This window comes from Methylotenera mobilis JLW8 (assembly GCF_000023705.1).
GTDB classification, from domain to species: domain Bacteria; phylum Pseudomonadota; class Gammaproteobacteria; order Burkholderiales; family Methylophilaceae; genus Methylotenera; species Methylotenera mobilis.
In genome coordinates, this window is sequence record NC_012968.1 from 2460578 (window position 1) to 2478177 (window position 17600).

Sequence of the window (17600 nt, forward strand, 5' to 3'; positions counted from 1 at the left end):
ACCGTGAATACTTTTACACTCAAAAACAACGTGTTACATGCTGAAAATGTAGCGCTGACACAAATTACAGAAAACTTTGGCTCACCTTGCTACGTATACTCGAAAGCTGCGCTTAGCCAGGCTTTTGAGCGTTTTAGTGCTGGCTTTAAAGATGCGAACCACTTAGTTTGCTTCGCAGTGAAATCCAACCCTAGTCTTGCAATCTTAAATTTGTTTGCTAAGCTGGGTGCTGGTTTTGACATCGTATCTGGTGGCGAGCTGGCGCGTGTGATTGCTGCTGGTGGCGACCCGAAAAAGGTAGTATTTTCTGGCGTAGGCAAAACCGCAGAAGAAATGCGTGCCGCATTGGAAGCCGGTATTTTCTGCTTTAATGTAGAGTCTGCCAGTGAACTGATACGCCTAAACGACGTAGCGGCCTATATGGGCAAAATCGCGCCGGTTTCTCTGCGCGTCAACCCAAATGTAGATGCAAAAACCCACCCTTATATCTCCACCGGCTTAAAAAACAATAAATTCGGCGTTGCGTATGAAGACGCGCTGGATATTTATTTACAAGCAGCAGAAATGTCCAATATCGCCATTCATGGCGTGGATTGCCATATTGGTTCACAAATCACGGAGTTATCACCATTCCTGGATGCGTTTGATCGTGTGCTGGCGCTGGTCGATGCATTGGCGGAAAACAACATACAGATTCAGCATATTGACCTAGGCGGCGGCATTGGCATTTGCTATAGCGATGAAACACCTCCTGAATTCACCGCTTACGCAAAAGCGATGCGTGAAAAGCTGGGCAATCGTGATGTGAAACTGGTATTTGAGCCGGGCCGCGCTTTAGTGGGCAACGCTGGGGTATTACTGACCAAGGTTGAGTATTTAAAACCGACCGAATCCAAGAACTTTGCAATCGTGGATGCGGCCATGAACGACTTGATGCGCCCAGCACTCTACGATGCTTACCATGACATTCAAGCAGTTGCGCCACGTAATGAAGCGGCCGTAAACTATGAAATCGTAGGACCGGTGTGCGAGAGCGGAGACTTTTTAGGTCACGACAGGAATCTAGCTTTACAAGAAGGAGACTTGCTAGCCATTATGTCCGCAGGTGCATATGGCATGAGTATGTCTAGCAATTACAACACCAGACCGCGTGCGGCTGAGGTGATGGTAGATGGCGACCAATGCCATTTAATCAAAAAACGTGAGCTAATTGCGGACTTGTTCGCAAATGAAAGCACTGTACCGAACAGCTAAATACACTTGCGAATCGCTGTGGGTGACTCAGTTGCGTGAGTTATCAGTTGTTAGTTGAGTAACAATCAATAGCAGTCATAAAAAAAGCGAAGATTTATCTTCGCTTTTTTTATATCTTTCTAGTCAAAAATCACCGTCTTGTTTGCGTATAGCAGAATACGGTTTTCAATATGCCAGCTCACCGCTTTAGATAGCACCACACGCTCCAAATCACGCCCTTTTTGAATCAAGTCTTCCACTTGATCACGATGTGAGATACGGTCTATGCCTTGCTCAATAATCGGGCCTTCGTCCAGCACCTCGGTCACGTAATGACTGGTGGCGCCAATCAATTTCACACCGCGCTCAAAGGCACGGTGATAAGGGCGTGCACCAATAAAGGCCGGCAGGAAAGAGTGGTGGATATTGATAATGCGCTGTGGATAACGTGCCACAAAATCCGGTGACAGAATCTGCATGTAGCGCGCAAGCACGATTAAATCAATATCGTAATCGGCAAATAGTTTAAATTGTGCAGCCTCAGCTTGCGCTTTATTGTCTTTGGTGACTTGGATATGGTGAAAATCTATGCCGTAGAATTTAACTAGACTTTCGGTATCACGGTGATTACTAATCACCAATGGAATTTCACAGGCCAGCTCACCGCTTTTGTGTCTATGCAACAAATCAGCCAAGCAATGGTCATACTGCGATACCATGATAGCAACACGCGTTTTATGCTGGGATAGCTTAAGCTGCCACTGCATACTGAATTTGTTGGCAACTACAGAGAATGCCTGATCAAAGCTAGCTTCATCTAAATTAAAGCCGTTGAAATCCCATTCCACGCGCATTAAAAATAGATTATTTTCCGCATCTTGATGCTGGTCTGCGTGTAAAATATTGGCATTGTGCTGAAGTAAGAAATCAGCGATGGCTGCGACGATGCCTTTAGTGTCTGGGCAAGTAATCAGTAGGGTTGCAGTATTTTTCATAGTAAAAATTTATAATCTAGCTAATTTCGGCACTATCAGCACTCAAAGACGATAAGACGACCATTAACCGATAATATTTTTAAAGTTAATTATTTTAAAAGAAGCAATTATACCTGATGCGCTTAGCGCCTGATGTAATTTGAATGTGGATGACATATGAACAGCGAACAATCTACGCTTAACCCTCTGAGCAGTATCACGCCGAACGATGCAGCCATCGTGCTCGCCAACCCGCGTGGCTTCTGTGCAGGCGTCGATCGTGCAATTATTATTGTAGAACAGGCGTTAGAGAAATTTGGCGCACCGATTTATGTGCGTCACGAAGTGGTGCATAACAAGTTTGTCGTAGACGAGCTACGTGCCAAAGGTGCCGTGTTTGTTGAAGAGCTGGATGAAATCCCTACCGGCAGTATTGTGATTTTTAGCGCACACGGTGTATCTAAAGCGGTAAGAGCAGAAGCAGAGTCACGCGGGCTCACTGCCTACGATGCCACTTGCCCGCTAGTGACCAAAGTACATATTGAAGTAGAGAAAATGCGTAAAGCCGGCATGGAAATCGTCATGATAGGGCACAAAGGCCACCCTGAAGTTGAGGGCACCATGGGGCAGGTTGAGCAGGCAGGCAACAGCAATACTGGCATGTACTTAGTGGAAACGCCGGAAGACGTTACCGCACTCACTGTGAAGGACCCGAGCAAGCTGGCTTACGTTACACAAACCACGCTTTCTATGGATGATGCAGCGCTGGTGATTAATGCGCTTAAGGAAAAATTCCCGCAAGTTAATGCGCCTAAGAGCGATGATATTTGCTACGCCACACAGAACCGCCAAGACGCGGTAAAAATCATGGCGCAAGATTGCGACTTGGTCATTATCGTAGGCTCACCCAATAGCTCAAACTCCAATCGCTTGCGTGAAGTAGCAAAGAATCAGGGCATAGAAGCGTACATGGTGGATAACGCCAGCTATTTAAAACCAGAATGGTTAGTGAACAAGAAAAAAGTAGGCGTGTCCGCCGGCGCATCTGCGCCTGAAGTGTTGGTGCAAGAAGTGATTGCACAATTACAGCGCTTTGGTGCAGGTAACGTACAGGAATTACAGGGCGTAGTAGAAAGCGTAGTGTTTCAGCTGCCTAAAAACCTGACCAGTGCAGCCAAGACCGCCCGATAACACAACAACAACTCGCGCCAAATTGAAAACTTATAAAACCCCAGTCTCTGCACTTGTGCTGATCTACACGCCGGATTTACAAGTATTGATTATGGAACGTGCAGATAAAGCTGGGTACTGGCAATCGGTCACCGGTAGCGTAGAAGGTGACGAAACCCCGCAACAGGCTGCGGCCCGTGAGTTGGCTGAAGAAACTGGCTTAGATGCAACACAATATACGCTGGAAAACTGGAAGGTATCTAATGTATATGAAATTTACCCTCACTGGCGCCATCGCTATGCCCCTGGTGTCACTGAAAATCGCGAGCACTTATTTGGCTTGATGCTACCCAGTGCCTTGCCTGTTAAGCTAGCACCTAACGAACATTTGCAATATCAATGGGTCGATTGGCGTGAAGCTGCAAAACGGGTGTTTTCCTGGACCAACGTAGATGCATTAAGACGATTAGGTGAACGACATCAATTAACTTTAGAAGACTTAACCTTAGAAAACAAGGAATAAGCACTCTGCGGGAATACCCCGCACGTCGACTTACTCCATGTTTCCATTATAAAATATGCACTTTAGTGTGCACACTTTTTTAAAATACTATGTCTATTGCAACCATACCAGCAGCACCAATTAAATTCGATAAATTTCAAGCAGCAGATGACGCTGATTGCCAGCGCCGCATCATTGCCGCCAAAGAGAAATTAGGTAAGCGCCTTGTTATTTTAGGCCACCATTACCAACATGAGAGCGTGTACCGTCATGCGGACTACACCGGCGACTCGCTCAAGCTCTCACGCTATACCGAGAATCTGGACGCTGAATACATCGTGTTTTTAGGCGTGCATTTCATGGCTGAAGTCGCGGATATTTTAAGCCGCCCAGAGCAAATTGCGATTCTGCCCGACCTTGCCGCGGGCTGCTCTATGGCCGATATGGCTAACCTTGCCAAAGTGGAGCGCAGCTACCGTGAGCTGAACAAAGTACTTAACTTTGATGAGCAAATCACTCCAATTACCTACATTAACTCTGCCGCAGACCTTAAGGCGTTTTGCGGCGAGCATGGCGGCATCGTCTGCACCAGCACCAACGCAACAAAAATATTGGAATGGGGTTTTGCACAACGCGAAAAAGTGCTGTTCTTCCCAGACCAAAACCTAGGCCGCTGGAGTGGCTATAAAATGGGCATCCCACTAGAGCAGATGCCGGTATGGGATCCAGACCAACCGCTAGGCGGCCTAACTGTAGAGCAAATCAAGAACGCGAAGATTCTTCTATGGAAAGGGCACTGTGCTGTGCACCAGATGTTCCGCCTGCAAAATATAGAGAGATTCCGTGCCGAACACCCGGATGGCTTTGTGATTTCGCACCCAGAAGCGCCGTTTGAAGTTTGTCAGCACTCTGACTACGTGGGCTCTACCGAGTATATTTTGAAAACCATCAGCGATGCCCCCGCCAACACTAAATGGCTAGTAGGCACAGAATTAAACCTAGTGAACCGTCTTGCTGAACAAATGAAGCCTGAAGGTAAACTGGTGCAGTTTATGAGCCACGTAGTGTGCGAATGCTCAACCATGGCACGTATAGACCCGCAACACTTGGCTTGGGTGCTGGAGAATTTGGTAGAAGGCAAAGTGGTCAACCAAATTAAAGTACCTGCGCACGAGGCTAAATTGGCTAAATTGACCTTAGACCGCATGTTGGCTGCATCTTAGCCAGCCAGCGTAATCATTTACGTTGAAAGAGACTGAATTGACTTGTCCATTATGCGGGCCTACACCCCATGAAATCTTATGGTTAGATGATTTCTGCCGAGTGGTATTGCTTAACGATGCAGACTACCCAGCCTATTGCCGTGTAGAGTTGCTAGAACACGTTAAAGAAATGTCCGACTTACCACCGCAAGACCGGGCACGCATGATGAAAGTGGTATTTGCGGTGGAAACCGCGCTAAGAATGGTGTTCAATCCGGACAAAATCAACTTAGCTAGCCTAGGCAATAAAACCCCGCATATTCACTGGCATGTGATTCCGCGCTATGAACATGACAAACACTTCCCGAACTCACACTGGGGGCAAGCAGTGCGCGAACACAATGCCTCACTACTTAATGCAACAACTAAGCAAACGCTAGCTGACACTATAAACACATTGATTAAATGTGCGCTTAAAGCAAGTTAACTTGGCGAGCTAAGCTAAAGTGGATTAACTCAAATAAGTTAAATTAGTGCCTGCCAACTGCAGTAGCTTAAACCAATAGACGCTCAACAACTTTGCCATTGACTAAATGGCTATCGACAATTTCATCTATATCGTCGTTATCCACAAAGGTGTACCACACTGCCTGCGGATATACCACCATCACCGGCCCATCATTACAGCGATCCAAACAGCCTGCACGGTTAATGCGCACTTTACCTGCACCGTTTAGATTGAGCTTTTTCACCCGTGACTTCATGTGATCAAAAGCCTGCTCCGCGCCATGATCCATACAGCAGGCGGCACCGCCTTCGCGCTGGTTCAGGCAGAAAAATACGTGGTATTGAAAGTGGCTCATAATGTTCTCATATCAATGCTTAAGACAATTGCAGGGGGTATTTTCAGCAGCAGCCAGGCCAATCCAGATTTTAACGCTACAAACGGTGCATGCTACATGCCTGACGCACGCTATACACCTCAAGCGACACCTAAAACTGATGGCGCTACTCAGTAGCTAGGCTTTCTTCCTTGGTAAATGTCCAAGTTCTGGTAATGCTGAGCACGTCGATCTCTTTGCGTACATCATCTGGAAACTTGGCATAAGGTGCTGCCAATTCCACAATATGCCTTGCCGCGGCATCCAGCACTTTATGCCCAGAACTACGGTTAATTTCTATCGACTCAATACTGCCATCGGCCTTAATCGAAACCGTCATTTGCAGCTGACCATAAAGCTTTAGGTTTTTTGCAGCTTCAGGGTAATTCAGATTACCAATTTTCTCTACTTTTTGCCGCCATGCCTCTACATATAACGCATAACGATACTCCTGTGCCCGGCCTCCGACAAACTTACGCTTGGGTCGCTTTTGGTATTCATCCTGCTGCTTGGAAATCAAAGCCTCCAGACGATCCATTTCCAGCGCTGCTGCAGTCACATCCTGCAGATTAATTTTCTTACTCAAATTCTCCTGCGGTGCAGTATCAACCTCTGTGGCGCTCACCTTTTGCACCGGCTGCGATTCCACCCGATGCGTAGCCTCCAGCTGGGTCATCAATGCTTGCGCTTGCTTTTCTAGCACCGCAACGTTTTTCTTCGACTGTTTTTCTTCCGTTGGTTGCTCTGCCGCCTTGGCCGCTTGCTTAGCGTTCACCACAGGTTTAAGTGTCACGTCAGCTTGCTGCTGTTTGAGTGCAGGCAATGCTGTCTTCATCTGACGGTCCAAATCTGTATTGCCGCCGCGGTCCAGATTGGCTTGCGCATAAACCTCTGTGTTTTGTGGCTTGGACTTGGTTTTGGTATTGACCAGCATCACTTCCAGCACCGGCAATTGATCACGAAACTTTTTAAGCTCAGGCTCAAAATGAATGCTCAAAACGACCAAATGTATAAGCAAAGAGATACTCAATGCAATGGACATAACACTCATTGTTTTAATTTTCACAATGAGTGCAGCCAATGGATTTAACGCTGCGGATGCTTTGGCCAAGTATTTACGCTTCTGTTAATGCATCTTGTTTTAAGGCATCGAGTAACTTTTGGTGAATGCCGCCAAAGCCACCATTACTCATAATCAATACATGGTCCCCGGCAACCACTGCTTGCTTAATCGCCTGAATTAACTGCGCTAGGTCATCGTGCACTTGGGTTTTATGGGCGATAGACGCAAGTGCGGCACCTGCATCCCAGCCTAAATTGGCTTGATAGCAAAATACCAAATCCGCTTGCGCCAGACTAGCTGGCAAGGCATTTTTCATCACGCCCAGCTTCATGGTATTAGAACGCGGCTCTAATACCGCCAGAATGCGCGCAGCACCTACCTTAGCGCGTAAACCAGCGATAGTGGTTTCAATCGCAGTTGGGTGATGGGCAAAATCATCATACACCACCACGCCACGGCTCTCGCCACGCACTTCCATGCGGCGCTTCACATTTTTAAACTCTGTTAGAGCGGCGATGCTCACATCAACCGCCACACCAGCATGGCGCGCAGCGGCAATGCTAGCCAGCGCGTTCATGCGATTGTGCTCACCTAACAAGCCCCATGCCACATGTCCTTGCATCTGGCCTTTATAAATCACATCAAAACTGCCATCACCTTGTGCGTTAGTGGCTTGCCAATCATCGTCGGTGCCAAATTTATCTACAGGTGTCCAGCAGCCTTTATCCAGCACGCGCTGCAAGCTGGTTTCTTTACCATTGGCCACCACCAAGCCTTGCTGCGGCACTGTTCTAACCAAGTGATGGAACTGTTTTTCAATCGCACTCAAATCTTCAAAAATATCGGCATGATCAAACTCCAGATTATTCAATACCGCCGTACGTGGGCGGTAATGTACAAATTTGGAGCGTTTATCAAAAAATGCCGTGTCGTATTCGTCCGCTTCAATCACAAAGAAGGGCGATACGCTGTTTTTATCTTGCACAGGTACTTGCGGGAGACGAGCGGATACCGAAAAGTTTTCAGGCACACCACCAATTAAAAAGCCTGGCGCCAAGCCTGCATATTCCAGTATCCACGCCAACATGGAACTGGTGGTGGTTTTGCCATGCGTACCAGCCACTGCCAGCACCCACTTACCTTGCAGTACGTTTTCAGCCAGCCATTGCGGGCCGGAAATATAAGGCAGGCCACGATTAAGGATTTCTTCCATTAATGGATTACCGCGTGACACCACGTTACCAATGACGTAAATATCCGGATTTAACGCAGTTTGCGATGGGCCAAAGCCTTCAATCAACTCTACGCCCTGTGCTTCAAGCTGTGTGCTCATTGGCGGGTAAACATTGGCGTCACAACCTGTGACCTTATGGCCTGCGGCCTTGGCCAGCACCGCAATACCGCCCATAAATGTTCCGCAGATACCTAATATATGAATGTGCATAAGCTCTTTTTACTTGTTCTATTCGATAAAATTTTAAGACAGATTAGGCGCTAACCAACGTTCTAAATACTCTTTAGTTAAGCCTCTGCGTTTTGCCATATCTTCTAATTGGTCTATGCCAATTTTATCCACACTGAAATATTTACTTTCCGGATGTGCAAAATAGAAGCCTGAAACCGCAGCCCCAGGTGACATGGCAAATGACTCAGTTAATGCCATGCTAATCGCTTCAGCTTGCAGCAACTTGAACATATCCGGTTTTACCGTGTGGTCCGGGCACGCAGGGTAGCCTGGCGCTGGACGGATACCTTGGTATTGCTCTTTAATCAGACCTTCTTTAGTTACGTTTTCATTCGGCGCATAACCCCAGAAATCCACACGTACACGTTCGTGCATATATTCGGCAAACGCTTCCGCCAGCCTATCCGCCAAGGCTTTTAACATGATGCTGCTATAGTCGTCATGCGCGGCTTCAAAGCGTTGCTCGTGCTTTTCTATCCCCAGACCAGCCGTCACTGCAAACAGGCCGATGTAATCCGGCGTGCCTTTAGGTGCAATAAAATCTGCTAAACATTGGTTAGGGCGGGCAATGCCATCAATCACCGGTTTCACGGTTTGCTGACGCATACCGTAGTAAGTAAAGGCAATATTGGTGCGTGTTTCGTCGGTGTAAATTTCAATATCATCATCACCCGTGCGATTGGCCGGATGCAACGCCACCACACCATTGGCGGTGAGCCAGCGCCCGTCGATGATTTTTTTCAACATCATTTGCGCTTCATTGAACAACTTGGTGGCAGCATCGCCGACTACTTCATCTTTCAAAATAGCAGGATAGAAGCCCGCCAGATCCCAAGTTTGGAAGAATGGTGTCCAGTCTATGTATTGGGCAATCACGCTCAAATCTGCGTTTTTAATCTCGCGGCGACCGATAAACTTAGGTTTCACCGGTGCATCTGCACCTGCAAAAGACAAATCGGCTTTGTTAGCGCGTGCTTCGGCAATGGTGAGCATAGGCGTGCCTTTTTTATTGGCATGCTGGGTGCGCGCTTTTTCATAATCAGCCTGAATCTCAGCTAGGTACGCGCCGCGCGTTTCTGGCGTGAGCAAGTTCTGCATTACCGTGACCGAGCGCGAAGCATCCGCAACGTACACAATCGGGCCATCATAGTGCGGGGCGATTTTCACTGCGGTATGCGCACGTGAGGTAGTGGCGCCACCAATCAATAGCGGCATTTTCTGCTCGCTGAAATACGGGTCGCGCTGCATTTCACGCGCCACATGCGCCATTTCTTCCAAGGAGGGCGTAATCAAGCCGGATAAACCGATAATGTCGGCATTTTCCGCTTTAGCCATGGCTAAAATCTCAGAGGCGGGCACCATGACGCCCATGTTTACCACCTCAAAGTTATTACATTGCAGCACCACGGATACGATATTTTTGCCGATGTCATGCACATCGCCTTTTACCGTGGCAATCACCATTTTGCCTTTAGGCTTGGCCACGATGCCAGTGCGCGCTTCGTCAGCCGCTTTTTCTGCTTCGATAAATGGAATCAAATGTGCCACGGCGGATTTCATGACGCGCGCAGACTTCACCACTTGCGGCAGGAACATTTTGCCTTGGCCAAACAGGTCGCCGACCACGTTCATACCGTCCATTAGCGGACCTTCAATCACATGAATCGGCCTGCCACCAGCCGCCGCCACTTTCTGGCGTGCCTCTTCGGTGTCATCGACAATAAACTCGGTGATACCATGCACCATGGCATGACTTAAGCGTTTTTCAACCGGCACTGGGTTTTCAGGCGTACCGCGCCATTCCAGCGTAGCTGCCTCTTTTTTACCACCAGCCACTAGCGTGCTGGCAATCTCAATCATGCGCTCGGTGGCGGCTAACGGATTATTTGGGTCCACCACGCGGTTAAGCACCACATCTTCCACGCGCTCTTTGAGCTCTGGCGCTAGGTCGTCATACACACCCATCATGCCGGCGTTGACGATACCCATAGTCATACCTGCTTTGATGGCGTGATAGAGGAACACAGTGTGTATCGCTTCACGTGCGGGATCGTTGCCACGGAAACTAAAGCTTACGTTAGATACGCCGCCAGAAATCTTGGCATAGGGCAGGTGCTGCTTAATCCAATGCGTGGCGTTGATAAAGTCCACCGCATAGTTGTTATGCTCTTCAATACCGGTCGCAATCGCGAAAATATTCGGGTCGAAAATGATATCTTCCGGTGGGAAGTCCAGCTTTTCTACCAACAAATCATAAGCACGTTTACAAATCTCAATCTTACGTTCAAAGGTATCAGCCTGACCTTTTTCATCGAACGCCATCACAATCGCGGCTGCGCCATAGCGCTTACATAACTGCGCCTGGCGGATGAACTCTTCTTCGCCTTCTTTCATAGAAATAGAGTTAACCACGGCCTTACCTTGCACGCATTTTAAGCCCGCCTCGATTACGCTCCATTTTGAAGAGTCGATCATAATCGGCACGCGCGCGATATCAGGCTCAGACGCCACCAGATTCAAAAAATGAGTCATGGCTTTAATGGCATCCAGCATGCCTTCGTCCATGTTGATGTCGATGACTTGTGCACCATTCTCTACCTGCTGGCGCGCTACCGTCAGTGCTTCATCGTACTGCTCGTTGATAATGAGGCGCGCGAAGGCTTTGGAGCCGGTTACATTGGTGCGCTCACCCACGTTCACAAATAGCGAATCGTCATCCACCACAAACGGCTCTAAACCAGATAACTTCAATGTGCGCGGCAACGCAGGAAGCTGACGTGGTGGCAAATCTTTAATTTCGTTGTAAATGGCATTGATGTGCGCAGGCGTGGTGCCACAGCAGCCGCCAGCGATATTTAAGAAGTTGCTCTGTGCAAACTCTTTTACCAAACTCGAAGTGACATCAGGCGTCTCATCAAAGCCAGTATCGCTCATGGGGTTAGGCAAACCAGCATTCGGGTAGATACAGACAAAAGTATCGGCAATCGAAGACAGCTCTTCTACATACGGACGCATTAAGGTAGCGCCCAATGCACAATTTAAACCAATTGTAAGCGGTTTGGCATGGCGTACAGAATGCCAAAAGGCTGTGACTGTTTGGCCGGACAAAATACGGCCGGAGGCATCGGTCACCGTACCGGAAATCATAATAGGCAGGGTACGTCCCACCTCTTCAAAATAGGTATCAATCGCGAACAAAGCCGCTTTACAGTTAAGCGTATCAAAAATGGTTTCCACCATTAAGATATCCGCACCACCTTCAACCAGCGCACGCGTTTGCTCCAAGTAAGCATTTACCAACTGGTCAAAATTCACGTTACGGGCTGCCGGGTCATTCACGTCCGGAGAGATAGAGGCGGTTTTAGGGGTAGGGCCTAATGCACCGGCCACAAAGCGTGGTTTGTCCGGTGTGCTGTATTTAGCGCAAGCCGCTTTTGCCAGCTTGGCTGCTTCGACGTTCATTTCATACACCAAATGCGCCATATGGTAATCATCTTGCGCAACTGCGGTGGCACCAAAAGTGTTGGTTTCGATAATATCTGCGCCAGCGGCCAGATACTTTTCGTGGATTTCCTGAATAATCGCTGGCTGGGTTAAGGTCAATAACTCATTATTGCCTTTTACAAACAACTCGCGCTCACCCGCAGGCGCTTTAAAATCAACAAAGCGCTCACCACGATAGTCAGCTTCGGTCAGCTTATATTGCTGAATCATTGTGCCCATCGCACCATCCAAAATCAGAATGCGTTGCGCCAGTAAAGCGCGTAATTGGGTTTCTATCGGAGAAATTGTTAATTGAGCCATGAAAATCAGTCGTTAAAATTTTCTCAATTTTATCATGCAAGTATCTAGTTGCTGAATCTAGTTCTATATATCTAGTGCCCAGTTCTATACGTCACCACGTCTATATTGCACGGCTTCGGCGATGTGAGCAGGTTTAATCTCAACCTCTCCCGCCAAATCGGCAATACTGCGCGCAACTTTTAAGATACGATGATAAGCGCGTGCTGATAGATTAAGGCGTGATATCGCCGTTTTTAATAAAGCCAAACCTGCCGCATCAAGCTGACAATGCATCTCTATTTCTGCAGTGCCAAGTGCAAAGTTCGCTTTACCTTGACGCGCCAGCTGCAAATTGCGTGCTTTTTCAACCCGTAGCCTGATCACATCGCTGGCTTCCGCGTCGGCAGCTGCCGTCAGCTCATCCTCTTTTAATGCCGCTACTTCTATATGCAGATCGATACGATCCAGCAACGGACCGGATATTTTGCCTTTATAGCGCGCAACCTGATCAGGCGTGCAACGGCATTTATTGTTGAAATGCCCCAAATAACCGCAAGGGCAGGGGTTCATGGCGGCAATTAGCTGAAACTGTGCAGGGAAATCCGCCTGACGTGCCGCACGCGAAATAGTGATATGCCCGCTTTCCAAAGGCTCACGTAACACCTCCAGCACTTTACGGTCAAACTCCGGCAGTTCATCTAAGAATAAAACGCCGCGGTGTGCCAATGAAATCTCACCTGGTCGCGGCACGCCACCGCCACCCACCAATGCCACGCCTGAGGCAGTGTGATGGGGAGAGCGGAATGGACGCCGCTTCCAATGTTCCACTTTATATTGACCATTGAGCGACTGTAGCGCAGCGGATTCAAGCGCTTCGTCTTCTGCCATGCTTGGTAGTATGCCGACAAAACGGCTGGCCAGCATACTCTTACCAGTGCCGGGCGGCCCGCTCATAATCACACTATGGCCACCAGCCGCAGCAATCTCTAAGGCACGTTTAGGTGCGGACTGACCCTTAACCTCACTAAAATCTGGATAAACAATCGGTTGCGCCTGACATTGTGCGTCCAATTGCACCAATAAGGTGCGCCCAGTTAAATGTGCGCACACTTCTAGCAAGTTTTTTGCCGGATAGATCACAGCGTCACTCACCAATGCCGCCTCTAGCGCACTGTCGGTAGGCAAAATAAAGGCGCGTCCACTCTGGTAAGACTTATAAGTCATGGCCAATGCACCGCGCACTGGGCGCAATTCACCGGTGAGCGCCAACTCACCCGCAAACTCATATTGAGATAAAGCTGCTGCCGGAATCTGGCCACTTGCTGCCAATATGCCGAGTGCGATAGGCAAGTCATAACGCCCACTCTCTTTGGGCAAGTCAGCCGGTGCTAAATTTACCGTGATACGCCGTGCCGGAAACTCAAACTGTGCCGTTTGTAAGGCAGCACGCACGCGGTCTTTACTCTCTTTTACCTCAGCCTCGGGCAAGCCTACAATTGTAAAGCTAGGCAAACCATTGGCTAAGTGCACCTCTACCACTACCTCTGGCGCATCCATGCCAGTAAGCGCCCGACTATACAATACGGCTAAGCTCATCTCGCTTACTTTCCTTCTAGCTCAGCCAGCCTGGCCTCAAGTGCATCAAGCTTTGCACGTGTATTGCGTAGCACTTCAGCCTGCACCTCGAACTCCTCGCGCGTCACAAGCTCCATTTTGGTGAATGCGCCCTTTAATAGTGCATTCAGGTTTTTCTCCACATCCGACAACGGCGACGTTGCCATTACCTCTTTGATTTTATTGGATATTTCGTTAATTTTATGTGTATCTAACATATTAAATTCCTTAGTAATAAGGTCTAGTTTAGCAGATTATCTCCCAGTATCACATCAACGCCACAATCAAATGATTCAATATCATATTGATTTTAAACAGTTTTATTATTGGCACGGCAATTGCTTAATCAAAATCGTGGATTTTTTAGATAACACTTTTTTAACTTGGAGTTAATAGCATGCGTAAATCAATACTAACACTAGCTGTTTTAAGTACACTCGCCCTGCCTTCATTCGCATCGGCAACAGAAGAAACTGCAGAAACAACAGCCAAAGCACCGGAATCTGCTTGGTCATTAACATCAAACGTTGGCTTTGTTTCAGACTACTATGCACGTGGTGTTTCACAATCTTGGCATAAACCAGCTGTTCAAGGCGGTATAGACGTTGCTCACTCAAGCGGTTTTTATGCTGGTGCATGGGGCTCAAGCGTTACACCAAACACATTCCCTGACGCCACTGTAGAGTTAGATGCATACGCTGGCTACAATGGTTCAATCCCAGCAGTAGATGGCTTAGGCTACTCTGTAGGTGCAATTGGCTACTTCTATCCAGGCGGCAGCTGGAGCAAATACACATACAACACGGCACCAGGTGTTAAACAAACTCCACAAGGTGGTCGCTGGGATACCTATGAAGCTAACTTCGGCTTGTCATACAAATGGCTAAGTGCAAAAGCATCAGTTACATTAGGTGACTGGTACGGCGCGGAAAAGAAAACTGGCTGGGATGGCGGCACTAGCGGCACAACTTATTTAGAGTTAAATGCAGCATACCCATTACCATGGTACGACTTAACCTTAGTAGGTCACATTGGTCACTTGAATGTTGCTGGTGAACTTAACAAAACCTACACATCAAGTTCAGGTCAACAACCATCTGCAACAAATGAAAGTGGCAATCCTGATTACACAGATTACAAACTTGGCTTAAGCAAAGCATTCAAGATTGCTAACTCTGAAGGCTGGAATGCAGGCGTTTACTATGTTGGCAACACCAATGGTAGTTACTGGGGCAACAAAGGCTACGGTGGCTCAAGCTTTAATGGCAGCAAACAAGCTAAAGATTTAAGTGCTGATCGTGTAGTTGTGACTATCGGTCGTACGTTCTAAATTTTTCAGTAAAATAACGGGCGTAGCGCCCGTTATTGTTCTTAACAACCAAAGGAGACATACATGAAATTTGTATCCGCAATTATCAAGCCTTTTAAGCTTGACGAAGTGCGCGAGGCACTTTCAATTATCGGTGTACAGGGCATCACTGTAACCGAAGTGAAGGGTTTTGGACGCCAAAAAGGCCACACAGAGCTGTACCGTGGCGCTGAGTACGTAGTAGATTTTTTACCAAAAGTTAAACTAGAAGTAGCGATTAAAGATGAGTTGCTAGACCAAGTAGTAGATGCGATTGAAAAATCTGCAGCTACAGGTAAGATTGGCGACGGTAAGATTTTTATCTTTAATCTAGAAGAAGTCTACCGCATTCGTACCGGTGAAACCGGTGTAGAAGCTCTATAAGGGGATCAATAATGAAGAAACTACTCTCGATGTTTGCGTTAGTTACCATGTTGGGTTTCGGCTTCACAGGTAACACATACGCAGAAGATGCTGCGCCAGTGGCTGAAGCCGCGACCGCGGTTGCGCCAGCTGCCGAAGCAGCTGCTGCTGCAGTTGCACCTGCTGCGACAGAAGTTGCTCCGGCAGCTGCGCCTGCACCAGTACCAAACAAAGGTGATACCGCATGGATGTTAATTGCAACCGTACTGGTAGCTTTAATGGTAATTCCTGGCTTGGCATTGTTTTACGGCGGCTTAGTGCGCCAGAAAAACATGCTGTCTGTACTGATGCAAGTATTCATGATTTTCTCGCTCATGGCAGTATTGTGGGCAATCTATGGCTACAGCGTTGCGTTTACAGGTGGCAGCCCGTACTTTGGCGGCTTAAGCAAAGCATTCTTGGCTGGCGTTACTCCTGATTCATTAGGCGCAACCTTCAGCAAAGGTACTTACATTCCTGAGCTTGTGTTCGTAGCGTTCCAATTAACGTTTGCTGCAATCACGCCATCATTGATCGTTGGTGCATTTGCTGAACGTATGAAGTTCTCTGCAATCTTGGTATTTATGGTGTTGTGGTTCACATTCTCTTACTTGCCACTAGCACATATGGTTTGGTACTGGGATGGTCCTGATGCGATCACCACTGCAGCTTCACTTGATACTGTAGTTGCTAACGCAGGCTGGTTATGGGCTAAAGGTGCATTAGACTTTGCAGGCGGTACAGTAGTACATATCAACGCTGGTGTTGCTGGTTTAGTTGGTGCCATCATGGTTGGTAAACGTATCGGTTACGGTAAAGAAGCAATGACTCCTCATAGCTTGACCTTAACTATGGTTGGTGCAGCATTACTATGGATTGGCTGGTTTGGTTTCAACGCAGGCTCTAACCTTGAAGCTAACGGTTATGCAGCGCTTGCTTTAGTAAACACATTTATTGCAACTGGTGCAGCAACCTTGTCTTGGACATTCTCTGAGTGGTTGTTAAGAGGCAAACCTTCAATGTTAGGTGCAGTATCTGGTGCAGTAGCTGGTTTAGTTGCAATTACCCCAGCTTGCGGTTTCGTAGGCCCAATGGGTGCAATCGTTATCGGCTTGTTAGTATCACCAATCTGCTACTTCATGGTAGCTAAAGTGAAATACGCGCTTGGTTACGATGACGCATTAGATGTATTCGGTATCCACGCAATCGGTGGCGTATTCGGTGCACTAGCAACTGGCGTGTTTGTTAACCCAGCTCTAGGTGGCGTAGGTGTTGTTGATTATGTAGCAAATGGCGTAGCAGCTTACGACTTTGGTGCACAAATGACTGCGCAAGTTTATGCAGTAGTAACTGCAATCGTGTTATCAGCAGTGGTTTCATTCATTGCGTTCAAGATTGTAGACGTACTAATTGGCTTACGTGTAAGTGAAGAAGCTGAACGTGAAGGCTTAGATACAAGCGAACACGGTGAGCGTGCATACCATAGCTAGTAGTAGATAGCGGTAATGCAAAGGGGCGCATGTGCGCCCCTTTTTTTATGCCTAATGGCATGAGTTAATAGATAAATCTAATCGCCTTATACATCACACTACAGCAAATAGTTACATGCCTAACACATTTATCTGTGACTCCATACCTGCACCATGGAACTTGGCAAATACTTTGGCTATGGCTTCACACCATCCTTTTATTTGGCCTTGCTTTCCATAACTTTAGTTTCCATATAAGGCCTTCTACCCAAAAACTGGTTTTTTAACACATCATGCTGACGTGTAACTTCTTCCTCAGCTTGGTTGGCATTCACCTTACTCGCATCAACTTCCTGCTGTTTAAGCTGCTGCACTGCATTGCTTTGCTCTTTGTTTTCATCTGCACTGGCATTAACGCTAACAGCAAGACCCAATGCCATCAATAATACGCATAACTTCATTAGTCACTCCTAATGCTTCTTTAAAATTGATAA

At 47.5% G+C, this 17600-nt stretch carries 16 protein-coding genes; 8 read left to right on the forward strand and 8 right to left on the reverse strand.

Annotated elements, in window-relative coordinates; genetic code table 11:
- The first annotated feature begins 3 nt into the window (after positions 1-3).
- Positions 4-1254, forward strand: a complete 1251-nt coding sequence (gene lysA / locus MMOL_RS11510) for a diaminopimelate decarboxylase (protein ID WP_015833214.1) — start codon at positions 4-6, stop codon at positions 1252-1254.
- A gap of 119 nt (positions 1255-1373) precedes the next feature.
- Here the strand turns inward: lysA and purU are convergent, their stop codons facing one another.
- A complete protein-coding gene (gene purU, locus MMOL_RS11515) occupies positions 1374-2228 on the reverse strand; it encodes a formyltetrahydrofolate deformylase (RefSeq protein WP_015833215.1) in 855 nt (284 codons plus the stop codon).
- A 156-nt stretch (positions 2229-2384) separates the two neighbouring features.
- Here purU and ispH point away from each other — a divergent pair, with 156 nt between their 5' ends.
- The 4 genes from ispH to MMOL_RS11535 all read left to right on the forward strand — a co-directional run bounded on the left by ispH (position 2385) and on the right by MMOL_RS11535 (position 5568).
- Positions 2385-3398, forward strand: coding sequence for a 4-hydroxy-3-methylbut-2-enyl diphosphate reductase (ispH, locus tag MMOL_RS11520; protein WP_015833216.1), 1014 nt, complete (start codon positions 2385-2387; stop codon positions 3396-3398).
- Positions 3399-3420: 22 nt separating this feature from the next.
- Positions 3421-3900 (forward strand): dihydroneopterin triphosphate diphosphatase, encoded by a 480-nt coding sequence (gene nudB / locus MMOL_RS11525; RefSeq protein WP_015833217.1) that lies wholly within the window; start codon positions 3421-3423, stop codon positions 3898-3900.
- 89 nt (positions 3901-3989) lie between these two features.
- Positions 3990-5102: a quinolinate synthase NadA gene (gene nadA, locus MMOL_RS11530; protein ID WP_015833218.1), complete on the forward strand. Its 1113-nt coding sequence runs from the start codon at positions 3990-3992 to the stop codon at positions 5100-5102.
- A 37-nt stretch (positions 5103-5139) separates the two neighbouring features.
- Positions 5140-5568 carry an HIT family protein gene (locus MMOL_RS11535; RefSeq protein ID WP_015833219.1) on the forward strand — a complete coding sequence of 143 codons (429 nt, stop codon included), beginning with the start codon at positions 5140-5142 and terminating at the stop codon, positions 5566-5568.
- A gap of 67 nt (positions 5569-5635) precedes the next feature.
- On the opposite strand, the gene MMOL_RS11540 is transcribed toward MMOL_RS11535, so the two are convergent.
- The 6 genes from MMOL_RS11540 to MMOL_RS11565 all read right to left on the reverse strand — a co-directional run bounded on the left by MMOL_RS11540 (position 5636) and on the right by MMOL_RS11565 (position 14105).
- On the reverse strand, positions 5636-5944 hold the full coding sequence (locus MMOL_RS11540; protein WP_015833220.1) for a (2Fe-2S) ferredoxin domain-containing protein: 309 nt from the start codon (positions 5942-5944) through the stop codon (positions 5636-5638).
- A gap of 145 nt (positions 5945-6089) precedes the next feature.
- Entirely contained in the window at positions 6090-7013 is a 924-nt protein-coding gene (locus MMOL_RS11545; protein ID WP_049764532.1) for an energy transducer TonB, read from the reverse strand.
- Positions 7014-7077: 64 nt separating this feature from the next.
- Positions 7078-8469: a UDP-N-acetylmuramate:L-alanyl-gamma-D-glutamyl-meso-diaminopimelate ligase gene (gene mpl, locus MMOL_RS11550; RefSeq protein WP_015833222.1), complete on the reverse strand. Its 1392-nt coding sequence runs from the start codon at positions 8467-8469 to the stop codon at positions 7078-7080.
- 33 nt (positions 8470-8502) lie between these two features.
- Positions 8503-12294, reverse strand: a complete 3792-nt coding sequence (metH, locus tag MMOL_RS11555) for a methionine synthase (RefSeq protein ID WP_015833223.1) — start codon at positions 12292-12294, stop codon at positions 8503-8505.
- Positions 12295-12378: 84 nt separating this feature from the next.
- Entirely contained in the window at positions 12379-13869 is a 1491-nt protein-coding gene (locus MMOL_RS11560) for a YifB family Mg chelatase-like AAA ATPase (protein WP_015833224.1), read from the reverse strand.
- A gap of 5 nt (positions 13870-13874) precedes the next feature.
- Positions 13875-14105, reverse strand: a complete 231-nt coding sequence (locus MMOL_RS11565; RefSeq protein WP_015833225.1) for an accessory factor UbiK family protein — start codon at positions 14103-14105, stop codon at positions 13875-13877.
- A gap of 179 nt (positions 14106-14284) precedes the next feature.
- Here MMOL_RS11565 and MMOL_RS11570 point away from each other — a divergent pair, with 179 nt between their 5' ends.
- The 3 genes from MMOL_RS11570 to MMOL_RS11580 all read left to right on the forward strand — a co-directional run bounded on the left by MMOL_RS11570 (position 14285) and on the right by MMOL_RS11580 (position 17127).
- Complete coding sequence (locus tag MMOL_RS11570) at positions 14285-15217, forward strand: TorF family putative porin (protein ID WP_015833226.1); 933 nt, start codon at positions 14285-14287, stop codon at positions 15215-15217.
- A 63-nt stretch (positions 15218-15280) separates the two neighbouring features.
- Positions 15281-15619, forward strand: a complete 339-nt coding sequence (locus MMOL_RS11575; protein WP_015833227.1) for a P-II family nitrogen regulator — start codon at positions 15281-15283, stop codon at positions 15617-15619.
- Positions 15620-15630: 11 nt separating this feature from the next.
- Entirely contained in the window at positions 15631-17127 is a 1497-nt protein-coding gene (locus MMOL_RS11580) for an ammonium transporter (protein WP_015833228.1), read from the forward strand.
- 197 nt (positions 17128-17324) lie between these two features.
- On the opposite strand, the gene MMOL_RS11585 is transcribed toward MMOL_RS11580, so the two are convergent.
- A complete protein-coding gene (locus tag MMOL_RS11585; RefSeq protein WP_015833229.1) occupies positions 17325-17567 on the reverse strand; it encodes a hypothetical protein in 243 nt (80 codons plus the stop codon).
- Between the last annotated feature and the right edge of the window lie 33 nt (positions 17568-17600).